This is a genomic window from Alcanivorax profundi (assembly GCF_003597125.1).
GTDB lineage: Bacteria > Pseudomonadota > Gammaproteobacteria > Pseudomonadales > Alcanivoracaceae > Alcanivorax > Alcanivorax profundi.
In genome coordinates, this window is record NZ_QYYA01000003.1 from 519687 (window position 1) to 545059 (window position 25373).

The 25373-nt window shown below is 58.7% G+C and carries 19 protein-coding genes; 16 read left to right on the forward strand and 3 right to left on the reverse strand.

Annotation, left to right across the window (positions count from 1 at the left end; all coding sequences use genetic code 11):
- Positions 1-4: 4 nt before the first annotated feature.
- From D4A39_RS12240 to D4A39_RS12305, 14 genes are all read left to right on the forward strand, one after another.
- On the forward strand, positions 5-1180 hold the full coding sequence (locus D4A39_RS12240; RefSeq protein WP_022985130.1) for an ABC transporter substrate-binding protein: 1176 nt from the start codon (positions 5-7) through the stop codon (positions 1178-1180).
- A gap of 196 nt (positions 1181-1376) precedes the next feature.
- Entirely contained in the window at positions 1377-3464 is a 2088-nt protein-coding gene (locus D4A39_RS12245) for a 3-hydroxyacyl-CoA dehydrogenase NAD-binding domain-containing protein (RefSeq protein ID WP_119918215.1), read from the forward strand.
- A gap of 86 nt (positions 3465-3550) precedes the next feature.
- Positions 3551-4747, forward strand: coding sequence for an acyl-CoA dehydrogenase family protein (locus D4A39_RS12250; RefSeq protein WP_022985128.1), 1197 nt, complete (start codon positions 3551-3553; stop codon positions 4745-4747).
- A gap of 13 nt (positions 4748-4760) precedes the next feature.
- Positions 4761-5903: an acyl-CoA dehydrogenase family protein gene (locus tag D4A39_RS12255; RefSeq protein ID WP_022985127.1), complete on the forward strand. Its 1143-nt coding sequence runs from the start codon at positions 4761-4763 to the stop codon at positions 5901-5903.
- 251 nt (positions 5904-6154) lie between these two features.
- Positions 6155-7183, forward strand: a complete 1029-nt coding sequence (gene curA, locus D4A39_RS12260) for an NADPH-dependent curcumin/dihydrocurcumin reductase (protein ID WP_022985126.1) — start codon at positions 6155-6157, stop codon at positions 7181-7183.
- A complete protein-coding gene (locus tag D4A39_RS12265; protein ID WP_022985125.1) occupies positions 7183-8634 on the forward strand; it encodes a DHA2 family efflux MFS transporter permease subunit in 1452 nt (483 codons plus the stop codon). The genes curA and D4A39_RS12265 overlap by 1 nt, the downstream gene beginning before the upstream one ends.
- Positions 8631-9551, forward strand: a complete 921-nt coding sequence (locus D4A39_RS12270; protein WP_022985124.1) for a ketopantoate reductase family protein — start codon at positions 8631-8633, stop codon at positions 9549-9551. The genes D4A39_RS12265 and D4A39_RS12270 overlap by 4 nt, the downstream gene beginning before the upstream one ends.
- 198 nt (positions 9552-9749) lie before the next feature.
- On the forward strand, positions 9750-12302 hold the full coding sequence (locus D4A39_RS12275) for a TonB-dependent siderophore receptor (RefSeq protein WP_022985123.1): 2553 nt from the start codon (positions 9750-9752) through the stop codon (positions 12300-12302).
- A 56-nt stretch (positions 12303-12358) separates the two neighbouring features.
- Positions 12359-12619, forward strand: coding sequence for a hypothetical protein (locus tag D4A39_RS12280; RefSeq protein ID WP_022985122.1), 261 nt, complete (start codon positions 12359-12361; stop codon positions 12617-12619).
- Entirely contained in the window at positions 12619-12924 is a 306-nt protein-coding gene (locus D4A39_RS12285; RefSeq protein ID WP_022985121.1) for a hypothetical protein, read from the forward strand. The genes D4A39_RS12280 and D4A39_RS12285 overlap by 1 nt, the downstream gene beginning before the upstream one ends.
- A 1-nt stretch (position 12925) precedes the next feature.
- Positions 12926-14569, forward strand: a complete 1644-nt coding sequence (locus D4A39_RS12290) for a PepSY-associated TM helix domain-containing protein (protein ID WP_022985120.1) — start codon at positions 12926-12928, stop codon at positions 14567-14569.
- A gap of 326 nt (positions 14570-14895) precedes the next feature.
- Entirely contained in the window at positions 14896-15783 is an 888-nt protein-coding gene (locus D4A39_RS12295; protein WP_158586936.1) for an Ig-like domain-containing domain, read from the forward strand.
- A 6-nt stretch (positions 15784-15789) separates the two neighbouring features.
- Positions 15790-18243: an Ig-like domain-containing domain gene (locus tag D4A39_RS12300; protein WP_119918216.1), complete on the forward strand. Its 2454-nt coding sequence runs from the start codon at positions 15790-15792 to the stop codon at positions 18241-18243.
- Between the two features lie 2 nt (positions 18244-18245).
- Entirely contained in the window at positions 18246-19121 is an 876-nt protein-coding gene (locus D4A39_RS12305; protein WP_022985116.1) for an OmpW/AlkL family protein, read from the forward strand.
- A 114-nt stretch (positions 19122-19235) separates the two neighbouring features.
- Here D4A39_RS12305 and D4A39_RS12310 read toward each other — a convergent pair whose 3' ends face one another.
- On the reverse strand, positions 19236-20204 hold the full coding sequence (locus D4A39_RS12310; RefSeq protein ID WP_022985115.1) for a zinc-binding dehydrogenase: 969 nt from the start codon (positions 20202-20204) through the stop codon (positions 19236-19238).
- Positions 20205-20301: 97 nt separating this feature from the next.
- Here D4A39_RS12310 and D4A39_RS12315 point away from each other — a divergent pair, with 97 nt between their 5' ends.
- A complete protein-coding gene (locus D4A39_RS12315) occupies positions 20302-21321 on the forward strand; it encodes an MBL fold metallo-hydrolase (protein ID WP_022985114.1) in 1020 nt (339 codons plus the stop codon).
- 43 nt (positions 21322-21364) lie between these two features.
- Here the strand turns inward: D4A39_RS12315 and D4A39_RS12320 are convergent, their stop codons facing one another.
- Together D4A39_RS12320 and D4A39_RS12325 are read right to left on the reverse strand one after the other, a co-directional pair.
- Positions 21365-22750 carry a hypothetical protein gene (locus D4A39_RS12320; protein ID WP_022985113.1) on the reverse strand — a complete coding sequence of 462 codons (1386 nt, stop codon included), beginning with the start codon at positions 22748-22750 and terminating at the stop codon, positions 21365-21367.
- A 44-nt stretch (positions 22751-22794) separates the two neighbouring features.
- The gene (locus tag D4A39_RS12325; protein ID WP_022985112.1) at positions 22795-23952 is read right to left on the reverse strand and encodes an acyl-CoA dehydrogenase family protein; all 1158 of its coding nucleotides are present in this window, start codon (positions 23950-23952) and stop codon (positions 22795-22797) included.
- Between the two features lie 160 nt (positions 23953-24112).
- On the opposite strand from D4A39_RS12325, the gene D4A39_RS12330 reads away from it, so the two are divergent.
- Positions 24113-25315 carry a 3-oxoadipyl-CoA thiolase gene (locus D4A39_RS12330; protein ID WP_022985111.1) on the forward strand — a complete coding sequence of 401 codons (1203 nt, stop codon included), beginning with the start codon at positions 24113-24115 and terminating at the stop codon, positions 25313-25315.
- Positions 25316-25373 lie beyond the last annotated feature (58 nt).

A 25373-nucleotide genomic window follows, 5' to 3' on the forward strand; every position in this document is an offset into this window, starting at 1 on the left:
ATTCATGAGCAAAGGAACCCTTAAACGCTTCTGCCGGCTGGCCTGTGCCAGCGCCATCGCCCTGGCGGCGACAGGCGCCCAGGCTGCAGAAACCCTGAATATCGGTTTCACCGGGCCATTGAGTGGCGGTGCGGCCCTGTACGGCCAGAACACGCTGGAAGGTCTGCAAATGGCGGCCGAAGAAATCAACAGTAGTGGCGGCTTTCAGGTCGATGGTGAGACCTACGAAATCAATGTGGTGTCTCTGGATGACAAGTACGCCCCCAGCCAGGCCGCGGTGAACGGCAAGCGCCTGGTGCAGCAGTACAATGCGCCGGTCATTTTCACGCCGCACTCCGGTGGCACTTTTGCGCTGCAAGCCTTTAATGAACGCGATGGCTTTGTGGTGATGTCCTACACCTCGGTGCCCACGGTTACCGAGAAGGGCAACGAGCTGACCGTGCGTATTCCGCCGACGTTTACTGGCTATATGAAGCCCTTCACCAAAATTGCCATGGCCCAGAACGGCAAGAAAGTGGCCATCGCCAACGCCACCCATGACTACGCCAAATACTGGACCAAAGCGTTTGTCCCCACCTGGGAAGCCATGGGCGGTACCGTGGTTGCTGATAACCCCATGGACTACAACAAGTCTGCGGACTTCTACACCGGTGTGAGCAAGGTGCTGGCAGAGAAGCCTGACGTGATGTTCATCGGCGGCGCTTCCGAGCCAACCGCATTGGTGGCCAAGCAGGCCCGTGAGCTTGGTTTCAAAGGCGGTTTCGTGATCATGGATCAGGCCAAGATGGGTGAAATGGCCAAGATCATCGGTGGTTACAAGATGCTGGAAGGTTCCGTGGGCGTAGTGCCGCTGACGCTGTACGAAGAGCCCGGTGCCAAGGCGTTTGTCGCCAAGTATCACCAGCAAAACGATGGCAAGGATCCGACCACGGAAGTGGCCTATAACTACTTTGCCCTCTATTCCGTTGTTCAGGCCATGCAGGAAGCCGGCACGGTAGAAGATGCCACGGCGATTCGTGCGGCCATGGGGCAGGCGCTGAAAAACCTGGCGCCGGAAAACAACCCCTACGGTGTGACCGAGATTGATGCTAATGGCGGCATGCAGGCCGACCCCAACATTGCCACCGTGAAGGATGGCAAAGTCGTGCTGCAGCGTATTTCGGAAGTGCTGGCGGACTGATTCTCTCCGGCCGGAAGCGGGGCGCCAGGCGCCCTGTTTTTCGGCCCTTTTTAAATAATGAAATTCAATTCCAAAATAATTGAAAGTTGTCGGTAATGGGCTATAGTGTAGGGCCTGCACCGGCAGCTCCGTTCCCGTACCGGAGACACACTGCCTTTGGCGTGGTGACACGTCGCAGTCAACGAGGAGAGTCGTTATGAGTAGCCCGGTTAGCCTCTGTCGTGACAATGACATTGGCGTTATCCGAATCCATTACCCCCCCGTCAATGCACTGGGGCAGGGTGTCCGTGAGGGCCTGCAGCGTTGCTTGCAGGAGGCCCTGGCAGATGACCAGATTAAGGCAGTGATCGTGACCGGTGAGGGCAAGACCTTTCCTGCCGGCGCGGATATCCGCGAATTCGGTAAACCGCCGCAACCGCCGGCCTTGCCCGATGTGATCAATGAATATGAAGCCAGCAGCAAGCCCGTGATTGCTGCCATTCATGGCACTGCGCTGGGTGGCGGACTGGAAGTCGCACTGGGTTGTGATTACCGGGTGGCGCTGGACAGTGCCCGTCTGGGATTGCCGGAAGTGAAACTGGGTTTGCTCCCCGGTGCGGGGGGCACCCAGCGGTTGCCACGGCTGGTGGGCATTGAAGCCGCTCTGGACATGATTGTCGGTGGCAACCCGGTGAAAGCGGCGGCGGCCAAGGCGCTTGGGCTCGTCGATGAGGTCGTCAGTGGCGATCTGCTGGAGGGCGCCCTGGCTTTTGCCCGCAACGTCATTGACGAAAAGGCGCCGCTGCGTCGTCTCTGTGATCTGCCCATTCCTGGCGACAGCGGGGCTGACGTTTTTGCCCGCTTTGAGCAATCCATCGCCCGTCGCCAACGGGGATTCAAAGCGCCTTTCCATTGCATCAAGGCGGTACAGGCTGCCGCTGAGCTGCCCTTCGAGCAAGGGTTGCAGCGCGAACGGGAGTTGTTTGTCGAGCTGTTGCTGTCACCGGAATCCGCTGCCCAGCGTCATGTTTTCTTCGCCGAGCGCGAAGTGGCCAAGGTGCCGGGGCTCGACAAGGATACTCCGCGTCGTGACATCAACACGGTGGCGGTGATTGGTGCGGGCACCATGGGTGGCGGCATCGCCATGAACTTCGCCAACGCCGGTATCCCGGTGAAGATGCTTGAGGTGAAGCAGGAGGCGCTGGAAAAGGGCTTGGCTGTGATTCGTAGAAACTACGAAAACACCGCTAAAAAAGGCCGTATTACGGCCGAACAGGTGGAACAGCGAATGGCGCTGATCCAGCCCACATTGAGCTATGACGAACTGGGGGATGTGGACCTGGTGATCGAAGCCGTGTTCGAGAATATGGACGTGAAAAAGGCCGTGTTCTCCGAGCTGGATCGGGTGTGTAAACCCGGCGCCATTCTCGCCACCAACACCTCGACCCTGGACGTGGACCGTATCGCCAGTTTTACCCAGCGCCCCCAGGACGTGATGGGCATGCATTTCTTCAGCCCGGCTAACGTCATGAAGTTGCTGGAGAACGTGCGCGGTGAAAAGACCGCCGATGATGTGATTGCCACCGTGATGGACCTGAGTCGTCGTATTGGCAAGGTCGGTGTTTTGGTTGGCGTCTGTCACGGTTTTGTGGGTAACCGCATGCTGCACAAGCGTCAGGCAGAAGCGATCAAACTGGTGAACGAAGGTGCCAGCCCGCAACAGGTGGACAAGGTACTGTTTGACCTTGGCTTCCCCATGGGGCCGTTTGCCATGTCAGACCTGGCAGGCATGGATGTGGGATACCGTATCCGTGAAGAATTGCGCAAAGAGGATCCCGCCAATGCGCCCGCCCGTAACTGGACCGACGAGCTGGTGGAAGCCGGTCGTCTTGGCCAGAAAACCCAGGCTGGCGTTTTTGACTATAAAGAGGGCGACCGCACCCCTGTCCCTTCACCGGATGTCGACGGCATTATTGAACAATACCGGAGTGATAACGGCATTACCCCTCGTGCCATCAGTGATCAGGAAATCCTTGAGCGTTGTATGTACGTGATGGTCAACGAAGGCGCCAAGATTCTGGAAGAAGGTATCGCGGCGCGTCCGCTGGACGTGGATGTGATCTGGATTTACGGCTACGGGTTCCCGGTGTATCGCGGCGGCGTGATGTTCTGGGCCGACCAGGTGGGCGTGAAAAAGATCCACGACAAGATCAGCGAGATTTATCAGCAGACTGGCGATCCAGTCTGGAAACCGTCCGCGCGGCTGGCTGAATTGGCCGAGCAGGGGAAGGGTTTTAACCGCTAAAAATGTGGCAACCCGCCGTCGGTGCTTTTCCTTAAAGAGCTAACGGCGGTTGCGTAGCAAAGAACAACCTTTGAAGAGGTTTGAAGATGGATATCAACTACACCCCGGAAGAACTGGCGTTTCGAGATGAAGTGCGTTCTTTCCTGGATAACAAGCTGCCCAAAGACATCGCCAGCAAGGTGAAGAACGGTCAGCACCTGGGTAAGGACGATACCGTCCGCTGGCAAAAAATTCTTAACGAGCAGGGCTGGATGGCCATGCACTGGCCGGTAGAGCACGGTGGCACCGGTTGGTCGCCGATCCAGAAGCATATCTTCGAGGAAGAGTGTGCCGAGTACGGAGCTCCGACTGTGCTGCCGTTCGGGGTGAACATGGTGGCGCCGGTCATTATCAAATTCGGCACCGAGGAACAGAAGCAAACCTACCTGCCGAAGATCCTTAACAGTGACGTATGGTGGTGTCAGGGTTATTCCGAGCCGGGTGCCGGGTCTGATCTGGCAGGCCTGAAAACCAAGGCCGTACGCGAGGGCGATCACTACATTGTGAATGGCCAGAAAACCTGGACCACGCTGGGTCAGCACGCCGACTGGATCTTCTGTCTGGTGCGCACCGACCCGAACGCCAAGAAACAGGAAGGTATTTCCTTCCTGCTGATCGACATGGAAACACCCGGAATCACCGTGCGTCCGCTGATCACCCTGGATGGCGAACACGAAGTGAACGAAGTGTTCTTCGACGATGTGAAAGTCCCGGTGGAAAACCTGGTTGGCGAAGAAAACAAGGGCTGGACCTGTGCCAAGTACCTGCTGACCTTTGAGCGTACCGGTATTGCCGGTGTGGGCCAGTCAAAGGCCGCCCTCAAGCATCTGAAAACCGTGGCGCGCCAGGTGCAGCAAAATGGCAAACCGCTGATCGAGGATCCGCTGTTTCGCAATCGTCTTGCCGACGTGGAAATGGAATTGATGGCGCTGGAAATGACTAACCTGCGCACCGTCGCGGCGGCGCAAGCCGGTGGCGTACCGGGGGCGGAAAGTTCCTTCCTCAAGATCATGGGCACCGAGCTGCGTCAGGAGATCACCGATCTGTTCCGCCGCGCGGCGGGTCCGTACGCGCAGCCCTTCCTGCCGGAAAGCTTTGAAGCCGATTACGACGGCGAGAGTGTCGGTCCGGACTTCGCCAATACCGTGTCTGCCAAGTACTTCAACATGCGCAAGCTGTCGATCTTCGGCGGTTCCAATGAAATTCAGAAGAACATCATCGCCAAGATGATTCTCGGTTTGTAAGAGGTGAATGAGCATGGATTTTAAACTGAACGACGAACAGCGCATGCTCGAAGAAACCGTGGGCCGTCTGGTTCGCGATGGTTATCCCTTCGATGCACGTGAAAAGGCCCGCACCAGCGAGCTGGGTTATTCAACGCAGATGTGGCAGCAGTTCGCCGAACTGGGCCTGCTGGGTGTACCGTTCGCCGAAGACTTCGGTGGCTTTAATGGTGGTGGCCCTGAGCTGATGGTCGTTGCCGAAGGCTTTGGCCGTGGCCTGGTACTGGAGCCCTACCTGGCGACCGTTGTACTCAGCGGCACACTGATCGATGCGCTGGGCAACGATGCCCAGAAAGAATCCCTGATCAGCGCCATCGTGGGTGGCGAGCTGCGTCTGGCCCTGGCTGCCTACGAGCCGGAGGGCCGCTACGACCACACCCATGTGGCCACCCAGGCGGAAAAACAGGGCGACAGCTATGTGATTTCCGGTCGCAAGGCGGTGGTATTGCACGGCGACAGCGCGGATAAACTGGTGGTGATTGCCCGCACTGGTGGCGAGACTCGCGGCCGTGAGGGTTTGTCGGCGTTTGTGGTGGACGCGGATGCCAGCGGCGTATCCCGTCGCGGTTATGAAACCATCGATGGTCTGCGTGCCGCAGAGATCCATTTTGACAATGCCAGCGGCGAGCTGCTGGGTGAAGAAGGGGGCGCAGCGGACGCACTGGAAGCCTCACTCGCCCTGGGCATTGTGGCGCTGTGTGCAGAAGCGGCCGGCGCCATGGAAGTGGCATGCGACCAGACCTTGGCGTACATCAAGGAGCGTCAGCAATTTGGCGTGGCCATCGGCAAGTTCCAGGCCTTGCAGCACCGCATGGTGGAAATGCGCATGGAACTGGAAAAGGCCCGCTCCATGACCATTCTGGCAGCCTGCTCGCTGGATGCTGCACCGCAGGTGCGCGCCAAGCGTTTGGCCGCGGCCAAGGCCATTATTGGCAAATCCGGTCGCAAGGTGGCAGAAGAAGCCATTCAGCTTCACGGTGGGATGGGCATGATGGAAGAAACGGCCGTATCTCATTACGCCAAGCGTATCGTGATGATTGATCATCAGTTGGGCGATCTGGGATACCACATGCAGATGCTGGAAAGTCTTCTGGATGTGGATGAAGACGCTGCGTAACCCTGCAGACAAACAAGGCGGCCTCGGCCGCCTTTTTTGACGCTATCCTTCTTCCGGCTCTGTATGGACCGGGGGGGCGGTTCAAATGCTGTTCCTGAAACAGGATACGGGCTGTAGGCGCCTTGCTTGCAAGGCGATACCAAGCCCGGGCGAGGATAAAAACACATTACCCAACAGGGCACGGGATTAACGGAGAGCATTTCTCTGTGCCGTGTGGCTGCTGAGGTGAAAACGAAACACGGGAGAGCATTATGACAAGTAATCGCCAGATTATTCTTGCGAATCACCCGGTGGGAATGCCCACGGCTGAGGATCTGCCCTTGCAGGAGTCGGCGTTGCCTGAACTTCAGGACGGGCAGCTGCTGATGAAAAATATCTATCTGTCACTGGACCCTTACATGCGTGGCCGCATGAGCAAGGCGAAATCCTATGCTGCCGGGGTGCCTTTGGGCACTGCCATGCAAGGCGGTACCGTGGGGCAGGTAGTGTCGTCAAAACTTGACGGCTTCGCTGAAGGGGATTTCGTGCTCGGCTTCGGTGGCTGGCAGGACTACGCAGTGCAGGATAAAACCACCCTGCGCAAACTGGACCCGAGCCAGGCACCGATCAGCACGGCGCTGGGGGTATTGGGCATGCCAGGGTTTACTGCCTACGCGGGGCTATTGGAAATCGGTCAGCCGAAAGAGGGCGAGACGGTGGTGGTCTCTGCTGCCAGTGGCGCGGTGGGTCAGGTGGTCGGGCAGATCGCCAAGTTAAAGGGCTGCCGCGTTGTGGGTGTCGCCGGAGCAGAAGACAAGTGTCGTCATGTGGTCGAGGCCTACGGTTTTGATGCGTGCGTCAACTACAAGGACGACGACTTTGAAACCCGGTTGGCCGAGGCGTGCCCCAACGGTATCGATATCTATTTTGAAAACGTGGGTGGCAAGGTCTTTGATGCGGTCATGAAGCTGGTGAATGATTTTGCGCGCATTCCCCTGTGCGGCCGTATCGCCCACTACAACGACACCGAGGCGCCACAGGGCCCGGATCAGCTGTCGGCCTTCCTGACCAAACTGTTGGTCAAACGAGTGCTGATCAAGGGCTTTATCCAGTTTGACTATGCCCACCTGATGAAAGACTTCGTCAAGGACATGAGCAGCTGGATGCAGGCGGGCAAGATTCAGTATCAGGAAGATGTGGTGGACGGACTGGAGAATGCCGTCGAGGCGTTTCAGGGGCTGCTGGAAGGCCGCAATCGCGGCAAGCTGCTGGTACGCATCAGTGAAGATCCCACCCGTTAATGACCCACGTTGAAGCCCAGGTCGAACAGCTGTTTGAGCGCCACGGCGCCCGTTATCGGTGGCTGGCCACCGTCACAGTGATGCTGGGCACCATGTCGGTGGTGCTGGCATCCACCATTATCAATGTGGCCATTCCTACCATCATGGTGGAGTTCCAGCTGGCTCAGGATCAGGTGCACTGGCTGGCCACCGGCTTTCTGGCGGCCATGACCGTGGGCATGCTCACCAATGCCTGGTGTACTCACCGCTTTGGTGCCCGTGGGGCCTACCTGCTCGCCATGGCGGCGTTCATTGTGGTGTCGGTGATCGGTGCGGTCAGTGAGCATTTTGTCACCCTGGTGGCGGCCAGGGTCGGGCAAGGGTTACTGGCCGGGTTGATCCAGCCGCTTGCCATGATCACCATTTTTCAGGTGTTCCCCCTGAACCGTCGGGGTCAGGCCATGGGGATCTATGGCCTGGGGGTGGTGTTGGGGCCGGCAGTGGCACCGGCCATTGGTGGGGTGTTGGTGGATACGCTGTCGTGGCGGGCGGTGTTTCTGGTGGTCTTGCCCGCTTGCGTTGTGGGGATGGTCATGGCTTGGCGATTTTTGCCCGGACGTGACGCCAAGGCCAGGTCGGTGACCCTGGACTGGATAGGTCTGCTGCAGTTGAGCGTGGGGATCACGGTGTTGCTCTGGGCGCTGGCCAATAGCCACCGGCGAGGGCTGGAGGATCCCGTGCTGTTGGCCGGTCTGTTCGTCGGCCCACTGCTGTTGGTGTGTTTTGTCGCATGGCAGCGCCGGGCTCGGCACCCGCTGATGGACTTGCGGGTGTTTCGTTATCGCGGCTTCACCGGCAGTTTCATCATGTCCATGGTGATCGGTGCGGGTGTGTTTGCCTCCACCTATGTGACGCCATTGTATTTCCAGCAGGTGCTGGGGGAGAGTGCCGCCAGTGCGGGGCTGATGCTGATGCCCGCCGGACTCGCCATGGCCTTTACCTTTCCCGTGGCCGGACACCTGACTGACCGACTGCCTGAAGCCCGACTCATCGTGGCCGGGCTGGTGTTGTTTGTGCTCAACATGGCCTTGATGGCCGGGGCCAGTCTGGCCACTTCTGCGGTGTGGCTGGTGTGGTGGACTTTGCTGGGACGTGTGGGCCTGGGGCTGATGATGCCGCCGTCGTCTACCGGGGCGTTGGGGTTGCTTCCCCCGGGGCTGATTCCCCAGGGCTCGGGGGTGTTCAATTTTGCCCGCCAGATCGGTGGTGCAGTGGGGGTGAATCTTTGCGCCCTGACCATTCAGTGGTTCAGTCACCAGCATGCGAATCGTTTCCCGTCGGCGGCTCTGGCGCAGCACTGGGAGTACGGATTCGATCGTGCCTTCGGGTTGTTATTAATAATTTTCCTGCTGTCGTTGATGCCGTTGTGGTACATGCATCGGGGGCTGACAGGTAAGGGAGAGAGAGGATGAACAGGTTTCCACGGGTACTGGTGATTGGCGCCGGTGCCATTGGCAGTTTTTACGGTGCGATTCTGAAACGGGCCGGTTGCGAAGTGGCTGTGGTGTTGCGGTCCGATTATGAGGCCGTCAACGCCAACGGTTTTCGCTTTACCAGCTCCCTTGGCGATTTGTCCTGGCGGCCGGATCAGGTCTATGGCCCGAACGATACTCCGGTGCAGACCGCTGATTACATCTTGCTGTGCGTCAAGGTGTTGCCGGGCGTGGATCGGGCAGCCCTGGTACGGCCCTGGATGGGCGAGCATACCGGGTTGGTGTTGATCGAAAACGGGCTGGATATTGAACGTGAGCTGGCCGACGCTTTCCCGACCAATCCTCTGGTCAGTTGTCTGGCCTTTATTGCCGTGAGCCGTACCGGGCCGGGGGAGGTGAATCATCAAGCCTACGGCCAGTTGGTGATGGGCAATTTCCCGCGTGGATTTGATGAACATTGCGCTCGCCTCAGTGAGCTCTTCCAACAGGGGGGTATCAAGGTGGATGAGACCGATGCGGTGGTGGGGGAGCGTTGGCGCAAGTGTGTCTGGAACACCCCGTTTAATCCCCTGAGTGTGCTGGCTAACGGTGCAGACACGCTCAGCATGCTGGATGCTCCTGGTGGCGAATCACTGATTCGCACGCTGATGGAAGAAGTCATCGCCGTGGCAGAAGCTGATGGTTACCCCATGCCAGACGGCATTATCGACAAGAACCTGGAGGGTACGCGCAAGATGGGCGCGTACAAGAATTCCATGGCACTGGATTATCTGCAGGGGCGTGCCATTGAACTGGATGCCATTCTGGGGAACGTGGTGGCGATAGCCCGGCAGCATCAGGTGCCGGTGCCCCATCTGCAGACGATTCTGGTGGCGTTGCGCATGCGTCAGGCGTAGCGTCTTGACACGTTCCTGAAAGCCGTTGGCGCCCGTCGCCCGCGGCGTGTTTTCTACTCCTCCCTGATCCGCACATTTCTCTCCTTAGCCTGCCCCTATCAAGTCACCATGATCGGATATTTGTCAGGTTTGTAATTGAATGTCATTCGCAACAAGCGTAGTATCGCGAACCATTCTCATTATTGATAGGGGAAGATAATGATCTTATCGGCTCGCCCGGCACGTGTCGGGTTGTTGGCAGGGGTGGTTTGCGTGGGGAGCACACTGCTGTCTCCTGTCGTGTTGGCACAGGCCGGTGACACCAGCGGTGCGCATCAACAACAGCGGGTGCGCATTGCGCTGCCTGCCCAGGCACTGGGACGCGCTCTGGCACAGTTTTCCCGACAGACCGGCATTCGTTTTGTCGAAGCGCCGGGGCTGGATGCGGGCGTCACCGTGAACGCCGTTAACGGCACCTTGCCGCTGGTGGAAGCGCTGGACAGCCTGCTGGCCGGCACCGGGGTGCCTTACTCCTTCACGGAAGCAGGCAGCGTGCTGGTGGGGGCCAAGGCTGGCGAGGTGGCCGATGCCAACACCCTGGAAGCGGTGGAAGTGTCTGCCCAGACCACTGTGGAAGAGTCCGCCTGGGGGGCGGCAAGCAACGGTTATATGGCGACACACAGTGCTTCCGGCACCAAGACGGATGCACGTATTGTGGAGATTCCTCAGTCCGTCTCTGTGGTTACCCGTCAAGAGATGGATGATCGGGGTTCTGAAACCGTCATGGATGCGGTGCGTTATACCTCGGGAGTGCAAACCGAAACCCAGGGGATCGATAGCCGTGTAGACGACATTCGTATTCGGGGTTTTGATGCGTCCAGCTGGAGTAACAACCTTTACCTGGACGGGCTGCGGATGCCGCGTGGCGGCCAGTGGACGACCCCCCAGGTTGACGCCTGGGGGCTGGAGCGCGTTGAAGTCGTGAAGGGCCCGGCTGCCGTGCTGTATGGCCAGGTAGCCCCAGGTGGCCTGGTAAACATGGTGGCCAAGCGCCCGACGTTTGAACAAACCAATGAAGTCGTTGTAGAAGCGGGCAGTTTCGACCAGTACGAAGCCTCCTTCGATGTGGGTGGTAATCTGGACAAGAACGGCAAGGTCATTGGCCGTCTCGTCGGTAGCTACAACGAAGGGGATTCCCAGGTCGACAAGACCGAGCTTAGCCGCACGTACCTTGCGCCCAGTGCCACGGTGCTCCTCAGCGATGACACCGAGATCACATTCCTCACCTACTACCAGAAGGACGACGGTGGCTCAACGTTCCAGTTCTCGCCGATCAAGGGCATGCTTGAGCCCACACCGTACGGCTACATTGACCGCAGTACTTTCCTCGGTGAGCCGGACTGGAATACCTATGATCGTGAACAGTGGGCCATCGGTTATGACCTGACCCATTACATCAATGATGCCTGGTCATTCCGCCAGAACGCCAAGTACAGCCATGTGGAATCCCTGTTCGATACGGTTGTTTCCAACCCTCGTGCCAACCCTAATGACGGCCTTCAGGCGGATAATCGCACCATGCTACGAAGGGCTGTTCGTGGCGAAGGGGAACTGGACAGTATCGCCGTGGATAACCAGTTCAAGGTGGTGTTCAACACAGGCGCCATGCGCCATAGCATGCTGATGGGGCTCGATTACTTGAGCACCGACTGGAACCATGATCGCTATCTGGTATGGCCCATGTCGCCAGACCCGGGAACCCCGGTAGCGCCGATTGATGTGTTTGATCCAGTGTACAGCGGCACGGCTGGTTTTGAGGATGCTCTGATACCGCAAATTCTCACCGATGTGAGTGATGAACAAATCGGGGTCTATCTGCAGGACATGATTTCCCTGGATAACTGGCGTTTCACTCTGGGCGCACGCCAGGACTTTTTTGACTATGAAGCCGATCAGGGCAGCATGAACCGGGCGGCACCGGGCACAGTGATCGCTTCTGAAGACAGTTCTGATGATCATGCTTTCACCTGGCGTGCCGGAGCCACTTACCTGTTTGATAACGGGGCGGCGCCTTATGCCAGCTATGCAACCTCCTTCGAGCCGCTGACCGGATTCGATTCCAGTGAGAGTGCTTTTGATCCTTCCGAGGGCGAGCAGTTCGAGCTGGGCATCAAATACCAGCCGCCGCGCCGCAACAGTTTGGTGACCCTGTCCGTGTTCGATCTCACCCAAACCAATCTGGTGGTGTCCGATCCTGCTCCACCTGCCGGCGCCGCCTGTACCGCAGATAACTCCTGTCAGCGTCAGACCGGCGAAACCCGTACTCGAGGCGTAGAGCTGGAAGGTAAGGCCTGGCAGGAAGATGGCCTGAGTGTCACGGTAAGCTACACCTACCTGGATGCCGAAATCAGCAAGGAAACGGACCCCGAACTGAAAGGCAACGTGAAAGAATTTGTGCCCGAAAACAGCGCAGCCCTGTGGCTGGATTATAAATGGCAAGAAGGGGTCTTGCGTGGTTTGGGCCTGGGTGCCGGTGCGCGCTTTACGGACAGTCTCTACGGTGATGCGGCCAACACCTACGAGGTAGATAGCTACACACTCTATGATGCTTCCCTTCGCTACGACATGCGCTACATAGGTTTGCAGGGTGTGATGTTCTCTCTGACCGGACGCAACCTGGCAGATGAAGAGTTTCTTAGCTCCTGCAGCGAGTACGGCTGCTCCTACGGCACGGCTCGTCATGTCACCGCTGGCGTTAGCTATCGCTGGTGATTGATCGCCGTTAACCGGCCCGCCTTGGCGGGCCGGCACGAAAGAATGGACAGGTTATGACATACCTTTTTACAGGCCTCGCCACGGTTGGCGCGGGCCTTTTGTTTTATCTGACCCTGAGCAATCAGCAGTGGTTGAAACAACCGTTGCCCGCCGGTCTTCGGCCGCTGGCGCTGATCGCTCTGGCGGCCAGTGTCGGGGCGTGGATGTGGGTCATGGATGACAAGGCAGGGTTCTTTGCTGCGCTGGTGATGTTGATGCTGGTGTTGGGCGTGTTGCCGTTGTTGTCCCTGTTGAAAAACGCGGAGGGTAAATAATGGCAAAGTCGAAAGCGGCGACCATCCAGCCGGACTGGATCAGTAAGACGTTGGCCGGTGCACTGCTCGGCCTCGGGCTGGCTGTGGCCATCAGCGGTCTGTTTGCCTGGTGGGGGCCGGGTGGGTTGGACGCCCCCAACAAGGTGCAGTTCAACATGTGGGTGATTCCGCTGTACTGGATGACCGTATGGAGTCTGGTCTATTTGTTCCGTACCGGGTTGCGAGCGTGGCTGGTGCTGGGTGCCGTCACCGCGGCGGCCCATGTTGCCTTGTTTGTGACACCGCAGATACTTGGAGCCAGCTAAATTGCGAGCCGATATTATCAAGACCTACAAGACCCTCCATACCTGGACGGGATTGATTGCCGGCATGGCACTGTTCATCGCGTTCTTTGCGGGCGCCATGACCATGTTCAAGGGCCCCCTGGATCGCTGGGCGACCCCGCCCGGGAATGACATCCAGTGGGTGGCTGAGGATCAGTGGTTGCCTCTGATGCAGCAGACATTGGCGGCTCATCCGGCGGCGGCCAAAGGGTTTACCTTGCATCTTCAGCCGGGAGAGAACGTAGGGGCACCGCTGGTCTGGGATGCCAATCCCGAGCGCTCCCGATTTGATCCCCAGGAGCCATGGGGCGCGACGCTGAATGAGCGGGGTGAGTTGGTTACCGCGCCTTTTGAAACGTCTCCCATGGCGAATCTGATTGATATGCTGCATCAGACCGCAGGCATCCCCGGGAATGGGCACCATCTTTTTGGTGTTTATGTGATGGGTGCGGTGTCCATCTTGTATGCGCTGGCCATCGTGTCTGGCTTGGTCGTGCTGTTACCGACCCTGGTAAAGGATTTTCTGATTGTCCGTCGTGGCAAAAACCTCAAACGCTTCTGGCTGGATGCCCACAATGTGGTGGGTCTGACCAGCTTGCCGTTTCATTTGATGATTGCGTTGACGGTGATTGTCTTCGCTTTCCATGACTTTCTGTACGACGCGCTTTCCGTCACCGTTTACAAGGAACGGCCGCTGTTCGAAATGCACGAGCACCATGACCGTGGCGTCGACACTGTGGCAGAAAATCTGTTACCGCCAGAGGCGCTGTTGGCCAACCTGAAAACCCAGGCCCCGGATTTTGTCCCCCGCGAAATGATGTACATGGGGCCGCTTGGCGAGCGAGCGGAAGTGCGCATTGCCGGTGAGAATCTGGAGCATATGGTGCGGGGTGCCGATCGGGGTTTTGCCGCCATGGATCCCTATACTGCCGAACTGGAAGGCACGGAGTACTTGCCGGGCCAGGAAGATCCCTGGACCGAGATTGTCATCAGTATCTTCGCGCTCCATTTTGGCAGTTATGGTGGCGACTTCATGCGTTGGGTTTATGTCTTCATGGGCCTGGCGGGGGCGTTCATTTTCTATTCGGGTAATCTGCTGTGGGTGGAAACCCGGCGTCGCAAACAGCGCCGCAACGGGGGGCCGGTAGAGCAAAAGCGCAACACCCGGTTGATGGCCAGTGCGACCGTTGGCGTGTGCTGGGGCTCCGTGGCCGGGATCGCCCTGTCGATGAGTGCCGGCAAATGGCTGCATGGCACCATGGCTGCGGACTCCCTTTACCTGTGGGCCTATTACCTGGTGTTTCTGGCGTCGGTCGGTTGGGCATTCTGGCGTGGGCCAGGCCGGGGGGCGGTGGAATTGATTGCCTTCGCCGGCCTGGCCTGGCTCACCGTGCCAATGACTGCCTTGTTGGCCTGGCTGATTCCCGCCGTGCCGGCCTGGGTGCAAACCGCCCCGGGCCCCCTGGCAGTAGACGGGAGTGCATTGCTGGCCGGGCTGTTGTTGCTGGAGATGGCCAGGCGTACGGCAAAACGGGTTTTCCATGGCAGCACAGACAGTGTCTGGTACGCCGGCGCCCAACCGATTGTGGACGAACAAGCGGTGGACATCAGGGAGAAACCGGCTTAACGCTTATTGAATACTCTTCAATCAGGCCGCGGCATGAAAAGAAACGTCATGCTGCGGTTTTTTTTGTCACTCTTTTGTTAAGCAATAAATTGATAAACGCATATTCACACCTGCTCAAGTGGGTGGAGGGAAACCCCTTAAAAGATAGCGTCTGGAAATGAGACAGAAACACTCGATCTGTCCGTGTATACGCCAAGTGTAGATAAAACGCTGATTTATGTGAACTTTTGAATTACAAACGCTAACGCCTGGATACCAGCGCACCATCGAACGCATGACCCGCTCTCCGTGACTATGTAGTCCGAAAACAAGAACAGGGTGACATGATGCGTACAATAAAATTCCCCGCGATCTCCTGCCTGCTGCTGCTGCCGCTGCTGCAAGCCTGTGAAGAAGACCCGGATGTCTTTGTTCCTCCTGAGCCAGGCAATGCACTGATCTACGCCTATCCATCAGATGGCATGGTGGATCTGCCGCTGGGTAGCAAGCTGCTGCTGACTTTCTCTAACCGGATTGATGAAGCCGCGGCTAAATCAGGGTGCCAGGCCGATGGTGATAGCTTCAGTGGGGCACTTTGTCTTGCGGATGATGAAGGCAATCTGGTCGATCTGAGCAGTGCGACGGTGTCGAACCGGGATCGCACGTTGACCTTTTCCATGGAAAATTTGCAAGCGGGGAAAGAATACAGTCTTTGGGTGTCTCCCGAGATTGCGCCGGGTGTGGTGAACCTGAAGCAGGAGGGCCCCCTGGTGACCTTCCGTACCCGTCAATACCATCCAGTGCCGAATCAGGCCCCTGCGGTGCTGTCCATCAATCAGGAAAAACCGGGCACTTACCTGCCGGAGGCGACAGCTTCCGCCCGTTTTCCATTCATGGATTTTTCGCCCGTACGGATTACCTTTACCGAGCCGCTGGTTGAAACCAGCGTCCGTTATGGTGACACCGTCAAACTTGAAAACAAGGCCTCAGGGGAATTGGTGGATGTGGCGATTCTTAACGAGCGTCACTACATCACTCTGGATCCAAAGGACGATTTGATTGGCGGTGAGACTTACACGTTGACTCTGGAAGGACTCGAAGATTTTGACGAGGATGTGATTGCCCCTGTGACCTTCGAGTTGACTGCCAGACAGTCAAAGGATGATGTAGCGGATCTGAATCCCCCAATCAAACAGTTGATGAAAGCCCAGCCCGCGCTGGGCGATCCTGGCTAACCGGAAATGTCCCGGCTTCATGGTTTGCCATTGAATCAATTCAATCTGGTCACTGAGGCGTTGGGGATAACCCAGGTGGATGCCCGTCCGCTGGTGTTGGAAGGCTGGATGGGCCGCCCGGACGAGCACGTGGAGGCCGTACCTGTGGTTGCCCGGGCAGGGCAACAGCTCCGCATTACCGGTATTGATCCGATCATGCTGGGAGGTGAGGTACGCACGCCCATGTTTACGGGCGACATCATTGGCACCTTCGTCACAGATGTTACCGGTTTTCTGACGACCAATCCTTATCGTCCGGAAGGTTTTCAGCCCGACGATGATTTTGCGCCAATGTATGTGCACATGAATTTTGATCTTGCCATGCATGCGGTGGAGCCACGCGGCAATGCTTCGGTGAACCAGAACCTGATGCATATCCAGGCCGTGGGTGTAGTCGATGTCAAAGACGGTGCGCTGACCTTCGAGGTGTTCCGGACGCTGGAGCTGGATGTGCTGAGCGGGGCCGCCAAGGTGAGCGCGGATTTTGCGTTGGGTGTGCGGGCCGACGTGGATTTCGAATTCGACCAGATCAATCGTGATCCGCTGCAAGCCACCGGGTCGTTCCCGGAACATAACCAGACACAGGTTGAACCCAGCAACAACATTATTGTTGTCTTCAATGAACCGGTCAGTGCGCAAGGCATGGAACAGGTGCAATTGTTCCGCCAGGACAGCAGCGAGCCCGTGCCTATACAGGTACGTAGCAGTGGCTCCAACCTGGTGATTACCCCGTTCAGTGAACTGGACGCCGGCGTGCGATATCAACTGGATCTGGGTGACGAGCTGAAGGACATGGATATCTATGAGCCATCCCATCTTCAGTTTGTCCCTGGTGATGCTACCGACGGCACTGGTCAGATTGTATTTGATACCGCGAGCTATGCTGCCAATGACGACGCTCCGGTATTGCCTCCGGTAGTGCTGGGGCTGTACCCAGGCATCGGCTGTGCACTCGAGGATCGCGGGGTCGAACAGCAGGATGCTCAGGGCAACACCTTGAAGATGGCCGGCCGTTGCGTCGGTGGTCTTGAAGACGATTCGTTGTACTACCCGTTTTTCTATGATCTCAGCCGTCCTATTGAAGTTAGCTTCAACATGCCCATGGACCTGACAACCATGACGTTCGGGCAGATTGCCGCTGATGGCCAGTCTTGCGATGGCGGTGCAATGTGTCTTGCCCAAGAGGTCAATGGCAACTGGCAGAACATTGACTTGTCAGCGCGGCGTAACAGCTTGCGCATTCGGGCTGTGCCTGCGCCGAATTCGATCGTGGCGGGTAATGATTACCGTCTGGTGATCAACGGAGGGGACGACGGCAAGCCGGTGTTCCGCAGTCATGAACGGTTCAATAATCTGGCCATCAATACTGACCCTCTCAATGGCATGGGGACTTGCGGACCGTTCAAGAACGAGCCCTGTGAAGGTGGACCATCGATCCTGATCGACTTTACGGCAACACCGGATGTCGGCGCCGCCTACGCTACAGTGCTGACACGTGAGTACACCGATGTGAATGGCAATGGGGTTTGGGATGACGATGAATTCGAAGCGGTCAACAATCATGCTCGGGGTCATGTCAAAAGCACCGGAGGGCTGATTGGCGGGGCCAATCTTGATGACGGTGACCAGATCTTTACTCATGCGGCCTTGCCGATGGCGTTCTTGCCAAAGGCACCGTTGGACCTCAGTTATATCGGTCTGGTGGAAGAAGAGCCGGGCCGCTGGTGTGCAACACAGGAAGATGCGGACGGTGATATCTATTGCATTACAACCCTGGGTGACACCGCCATCCCGGTTGAAATCAATGCCCAGCATGTAATGGGTACCTCCCTGATCGCCAATGCCACCTTGGCCATTCCGATCCTGGGTGATCTGATTCCGCTTCCGCTGGAAACTGGCGCATTGGTGTTACGTTTTCGGCCTTATGACGATATGGCTCCGCAACCGTTGCGAGGTTTCGTAATCAATGCCATCGACCCGGAAACCGGTGTAGAAACTGACGACCCTGTATTCATTACCCGTCTTGATGCGTGGCTGGACGCGCCGGATGTGCGTCTATTCTCCGCGTTGCTCCCTGGTGGCGAAGCACTGCCAAATGTGGCGGATGCCAATGTAAGAAGTCTGCCCGTGTCAGCTTACCTGACCGGTCCGGTGAAGTTCCTTCGCAATGGCCAAATTACGCTGGAATCCAGCAATGCTTCTGCAATTGCTGCATCCCTGAATTTGAGTGTGGATCTTGGAGCATTGATACCCGGTGTTGGAGATTTGCTTGATCTGATCCTTGGTGGCGTGTTGCCCCAAGAAGGAGTGGGATCACTTGAACTGGGGATCGACAAGGACGACTTTCGCATTCGCGTCGTCAATAACCCGACCCATGCTCGTTTGACCACTGCTGGCCAAGAAAACGCGGGGGAGCGTTAATCATGACAAAGAGTCGCTATAACAAGAAAGGGGTGGTGCTGGCCGGGTTGCTGGGCCTGTTCAGTGCCAACGCCAGTGCCAGCCAGGAAATGTATGGCCCGGATTATCCAGGAGTGAAATTCACCCAGGACATCTTTGGTGAAGATCGGCTGTATTTTCGATTGGGCGCGCTTTATATGAGCCCGGATGTTAAGACCAATTTCATCACGCTGAGCAACCTGTCAGATATTGCAGAGGTTGCCGTTGAGCCGGGCGAGCAGGAAGGGGAGGCCTTCAGTGATCCTCTGACTATCCCGGCTGCAACTATTGGCTATAAACTACGCTGGAAATTATGGGGCGGTGGCTGGTCAGTGGAAACTATGGCAGCGCTTCCTCCCACACTGGAGTTGAAAGCCAAGGGACGCCTTGCTGATGTGCCACTGGTCACGGAAGCCAATGGCATTCCCACCGGGGTGCCCGCACTGGGTGAGAAAGTAGCCGAGACCAAAGTGGCGCCCCCAATGGTTACCTTGGTGAAGCGGTTCCGTAATGATCGTGACTTTCGTCCCTATGCGGGTTTAGGTGTGGTCTACCTGTTCACCTATGACAGCCATGTCACTAACGCGACACTTACCGAAGTCGGCGAGCCTGAGCTCGACATTGAGGACAAGTTCGGTTGGGTGGGGCAACTTGGCGTGGACTGGCGTATCAGCGACTACTGGTGGTTGGCCGCAGATTTCAAGTACATCAGTGTTGAAGATGTCTCCGCGACCATGGAGCGCACCTTCATCCGGGCACCGGGCCTGCCCCAGTACCAGTACGCGGCGGTGGGAGATGCCGAATTCAACGCGGACATGAATGTGTACGCCTTCAGCCTTGGGGCCGGGTTTACGTTCTAATCCCGGAGTGTGCCCCCTTGTCTCAGGTTGCGGTTGAGTCTTTTGGTCATTGAGGCGGTGTTGCCCAACGTGAAATAGTGTTTTGAATACTGTTGCACGTTGGGCCCGATGCCGTTACTCGCCAACCACAATCACGCGTTTGCCACTGAAGGCGTTTCCGGCCATGTGTTCATGGGCGGCAATGGCGTTGTCGAAGGCAAAGCGTTCGAGTGGCAGAGGCAACAGTTTGCCGCTGGCAAACAGCGGAGCCAGTCGGTCGTTGAAGATCTGGCTCATCATGATCCGTTTTTCCAGCGGCTGGCTGCGCATGGTCATGCTTTTCAGGGTTTGCCGCTTCATCAACAGGGCGCCCAGATTCAGCTCGGTGCTCATGCCGCCGAGAATACCGATATTGACCAGTGTACCCTCGACACGCAGGCTGCCCAGCAGGGTATTCCACTGCGGCCCGACCATATCCAGAATCACCGCCACCCCCTCCCCATGGGTGACCGCATCCAGTTGCGCCTTGAGGGTGTCGTCGTCGCTGACCTGTGCGTCCAGCCCCATGTCGTTGGCGGTCTCAAGTTTGCTCAGGTCGCGGCTGCTGCCGATGGGGCGCGCGCCCAATGCGGCGGCGAGCTGGGTTGCGGCGAGTCCAACACCGGCGGTGGCCGGGCGAATCAGGCACCACTGGCCAGGTTGCAGTCCGCCTTCAAGAAACAGGGCGCGATACGCGGTGAGGAAAGCCTCGGGCAGTGTGGCAGCGCGGGCAAAGTCCATGCCGGCCGGCAGTGTCAGGGCCTCGCGTTCGTGGGTCACCAGTTGTTCCGCGTAGGCGCAGCCGGGCACCAGGCCCATGACATGATCCCCCTCGCGCCGCGATTGCACCCGTTCCCCCACGGCGATGACGACCCCGGCGTATTCCAGACCGGGGATACGGCTGTCGGTGCCGGGCGGGGCAGGGTAGCGACCCTGCACCTGCAGCAGATCGGCCCGGTTGACGCCGATGGCCTTAACCTGCACGACGACCTCTTCCGGCCCGGGGCTGGGATCCGGCAGGGTCGCCAGTTGCAGTTGCTTGTCTTCAATCATCCAGGCTCGCATGGGCGGGCTCCCTTTCAAAAAAACGACGTCCTTTGTGCAAGCGCGCCGCCTGTGACGTTCCTGCGCAAAGGTCTCTGTGAAAAACACAAGGTTGGTTATGTCTCTTCAGTATCCGTTCACTGATCTGCCGTCGGCAGGGACGCGATTCAAGGTCGCCGAGGGCGTGTATTGGTTGCGGTTTCCGTTGCCGTTCGCGCTGGACCATATCAACCTCTGGTTGCTGGAAGATGGCGACGGCTGGACGGTGGTGGATACCGGGCTTGGCGTACGTTCCAGCCAGAAGATCTGGGATACCTTGCTGAACGAACAGCTGGACGGCAAACCGCTGACCCGCATTGTGGTGACCCACTACCACCCTGATCACCTGGGGATGGCGGGCTGGTTGCAGCAGCGTTGCCAGGCCCCCGTGGTGACCAGTGCCGGCGAGTGGGCACTGGCCAGTATGATCTGTGCGTCTTCCGATGAGCAGTCCATCAGCGGCTTCAAGGCGTTTCTTGGCAGCCATGGGTTGGGGGGCGAGGTGCTGGATCAGGTGGCGGGCAAGGGCAACGGCTTTCGCCGGGTGGTACGGCCGATGCCGGAGAATCCGCAACTGATCGGCGCGGGGGACTCGCTGACCATCCATGGTGAGCGCTGGCAGGTGCACATTGGGCGAGGGCATTCCCCGGAGCATCTGTGCCTGTACCGCGACAGCGATCGCGTGTTGATCAGTGGCGATCAGGTGCTGCCGACCATTTCCAGTAACCTGATGGTGCGCCCGTCCGCACCGGAGGCGAACCCGGTCACCGCCTTTGTGGACAGCCTGACGGCGCTGCGTGATGCCTTGCCAGACGACACCCTGGTGTTGCCCGCCCACGGCTTGCCTTTTCGCGGCATGACGTCGCGTATCAATGATCTGGTGGCCCATCACCAACGGCAGCTGGAGGTGGTGTGGGAAGAGTGTCGCTCTCAGGCCCGTAGCGCCCATGACATTCTCCCGGTGATGTTTGATCGCAAACTGGATGTGCAGCAACTCATGTTTGCCATGGGGGAAAGCATTGCCCACCTCAATTGTTTGATGGAGCAGGGCCGGGTGCAGCGCCAGGACAAGGAAGGGGTTTGGCATTTTGCCGCCTGATTCGGCCATGGGGTGGCGGTTGCTGCGGGCGAAACCAATGTGCTCATAACCCCTGTCCCAGGACCATCATCCAGATCGCCAACATCGGCACCACCAGCACAAAAAACACCCCGTTCCAGCGCCAGGCAATCTGGTAAGGCGAACGCCGGATCAGCTGGCTGAGCACCAGCATTGAGGCCGTGAAAGGGGAAGAAATCATCGACAGGCTCCAGGCGCACATCATGCCCACCGCCAGCAAACGCGGGTCGGCCAGGCTGCCATCCCCCAGCAGGGTGGCCAGTAACGTGACCGACACGATGGGGTTGAGTCCCAGTTGTGCCAATGCCACGACCAGCAGCATGGCGGCAATGGCCATGGCGGCGCCGTGCAGGTGGGTGGAGATCAGCAGCGCGTGCAGGGCGTCCACGTCAATCAATGGCGTCAGCAGGACGCCGAGACAGGCAGAGCCACCGAGTACCGCGATTTCGCCCCGGCTTGCCCCGAATATCAGTCGTGAGTGGCGGCCCAGCAGTGTCAGGGCACGGGGCAGCCCGGTGCCGCCTCCCAGGCGTCGGCGCTGACAGGCCATCCAGATAATGGCGGCTGCGGGGCACGCTACCAGCACGGCCACAGGCAGCCGCAGTTCGCCCAGCCCGGCCACCGCAAACACGCTCAGGGTGATGGCCAGCGCCAGCAGACTGAAGTGCCATAGTGGGCGCAGGGACGGCGCCCGGGTTGCGGGTACCTTGCTGGCCAGGTGTTGTGGCCGCAGTCGCCAGTCCAGCCACCAGCCCAGCAGGAAGAACAGGGCTGCCGTCGGCAGTGCCACCGGTGCCAATGTTGCCCAGGTCAGGCTTGGCATGTTGGCGAGGATCACCGCCATGGTGACGCCCAGCGGGGAGACCAGCGGTGCCAGCGCAAAGCCGCGCAGAATCGACAGCATCATGCGCTGCTCGCGGGCGAGTTGAATATCGCTGTGCCCGCCGGCGGCCTTCAGGGTGTTGCTGCGCTGGACCATGGCCCCAAACAGATTGAGCACCCCAATATTGATGATCAAGCCGAACAGGGCGGTGCCCAGCGACAGGGTGGGGTAGCGTAACGCCGGTTTTTGCCGGATCAGGGTGTTGCCTGCCTCGCGGACCAGCCGCGAGCGCATGGCAGACACACGCAGCAGGCCCAGCGACGAGACGAAAGTGGCAAAGAAACAGAGCCGGTCCAGCGCCTGAAGCAATACCGGCACCGGCTCCGGCAGCCGCCAAACTACGATGCCCGCCAATAACAAGGTCACCAGCAGGATGCCTTTGGCCATGCGAGCCTGACGGGGCCATTGCACCAGCAGGTAGATGAGCAGCGCTACGCGTGCCAGCCACGCTCCGGTTTCCAGGTCGAACACCAGAAACAGCAGCGTGCCCAGCATGCAAAGCGGAAGCGTTGCGTTCAGCAGGGGCAAGAAAGGGCTCTCATGGCGTCACAGCGGGTGAGGATCCTGCCCTGTCAGGCATGGGCGGCCTGGCGGGCCAGCTCACGGGCAATGACAATCTGCTGGATCTGGGTGGTGCCTTCATAAATACGGAACAGGCGAACGTCCCGGTAAAACCGCTCCACCGCATATTCGGCAATGTAGCCTGCGCCGCCGTGAATCTGGACGGCTCGGTCGGCAACCCGCCCCACCATCTCCGAACAGAACAGTTTGCAGCAGGAGGCATCCAGACTCACTTTTTCGCCCCGGTCCTTGCTGCGAGCGGCTTCCAGCACCATGGCGCGGCCGGCGAAGGCTTCGGCACGGGAATCGGCCAGCATGGCCTGAATCAGCTGATGCTCGACAATGGGTTTGCCAAACTGGGTACGCTCCATGGCGAAGCTCAGGGCATCTTCAATCAGCCGCATGGCAACGCCGACACAGACCGCAGAGATATGCAGGCGGCCGCGGTCCAGCACTTTCATGGCGGTTTTGAAGCCTGCGCCTTCCTTGCCACCGATGATGTTCTCCGCCGGGACCCGGCAGTTGTCGAAAATGATGTCGCAGGTATGGGCCCCTTTTTGTCCCATCTTTACATCGGCCTTGCCGCGGCTGATACCGGGGGTATCGCCTTCCACAATAAAGGCTGTCACGCCGCCGGCGCCCTGAATGCTGGCGTCGGTGCGTGCCATCACGGTGAACAACCCGGCATGAGGACCATTGGTGATAAAGCGTTTGGTGCCGTTGAGGATGTAGTGATCCCCATCCTTGTCGGCGCGGGTTTTTACCGCACCGGAGTCTGATCCCACATCCGGTTCGGTCAGGCAGAACGCACCGATCACTTCGCCGGTGGCCAGCTTGGGGACGTATTGCTGTTTTTGTGCCTCGGTGCCATCAATCAGAATCCCCTGGGCGCCGATACCGTTGTTGGTGCCCATCAGAGAGCGAAACGCGGGGGAGGTCCGGCCCAGCTCGAAGGCCACCAGCACTTCTTCTTCCATGGTCAGACCCAGGCCGCCGTATTCTTCTGGAATCGACAGGCCAAACAGGCCCATGGCTTTCATTTCTTCAGCGATAGCCTCTGGTATGGCATCGTTTTCAGCCACGGACTGTTCTGCGGGCACCAGACGCTCGCGAACAAAGCGGGCGATGGTATCAACGAGCTGGTTGAGGGTTTCAGGATCACGAATCATGGTGGGGTCCGGTTGTCGTGTCGATCGGGTAGGAGATCGCTGTGGATCACTTGCACCGGACTCTGTCACGGCCTATGCTGCCCGTCAAGTTTTGGAATTGAATTCCGCATAGCGGACAATCTGTGCCGCCAATGCTGTGCTGCCAGTACGGAGAACAACAATGATTGATGCCTATATCTACGATGGTTTGAGGACCCCTTTTGGTCGTCACGGCGGTGCATTGGCACCGGTACGGCCGGATGATCTGCTGGCGGGCGTGGTTCGTACCCTCACTAACCGGAATCCTTTTGCGCTCACCGCGTATGAAGACATCGTCATCGGCAATACCAATCAGGCCGGTGAAGATGCCCGCAATGTGGCTCGCCATGCCGGTTTGCTGGCAGGGCTTCCGGAATCGGTGGCGGGCATTACCGTCAACCGTCTGTGTGGCAGTGGTCTGGCGGCGGTGCTGGATGCCGCCCGGGCCATTCGCTGTGGTGAAGGGCAGTTGCTGATTGCCGGTGGCACCGAGTCAATGAGCCGGGCTCCGTTCGTGATGGCCAAGGCCGAGGCGGCTTACAGCCGCGACCTGCGTATTTTCGACAGCACCATTGGCGCCCGTTTCCCGAACCCGAGAGTGGAAGCGGAATTCGGGGATGACAGCATGCCCGAAACCGCCCAGAACATTGCTGATGCGCTGGGAATCAGCCGGCAAGAGTCGGACGCCTTTGCGGCTCGCTCCCAGGCACGCTATGAAGCGGCACGGCAGCGGGGTTTTTTCGATAAGGAGCTGGCAGCGGTTTCTGTGCCTCAGGGGCGCAAGCAGCCGCCGCTGGACGTCACTGCCGATGAGCATCCCCGCCCCGCCGTGGTGCTCGACAAGCTGGCGGGCCTGCCGTCGATTGTGGAGGGCGGTATCATCACCGCCGGTAATGCGTCTGGTGTGAATGACGGCGCGGCGGCTTTGATTCTGGGGTCCCGTGAAGCGGGTGATGCCGCCGGTGTGGCGCCTCGAGCCCGTATCCTGGCCGGCGCGGTGGCCGGCGTGTCACCCCGCTTGATGGGGTTGGGCCCGGTGGAAGCCTGCCGCAAGGTGCTGGCCCGTGCTAGCCTCACCCTGGAACAGATGGATGTGATCGAAATCAACGAAGCCTTCGCCACCCAGGTGCTGGGTTGTTGCAAACAGCTGGGCATTGCCGGTGATGATGAGCGACTTAACCCCAACGGTGGGGCTATTGCGGTGGGGCACCCGTTGGGCGCCTCTGGTGCGAGACTGGCCTTGACAGCGCTGCGTCAGCTGGAAGCGTGTGGTGGCCGTTATGCCCTGGTCAGCCTGTGTATCGGCCTGGGCCAGGGGGTCGCCATGGTGATTGAGAGGCAATGAATAATTAATAGTTAATAATGAATAACGAAACCCGCAGGTCGGAAACTTCCGCCCTGCG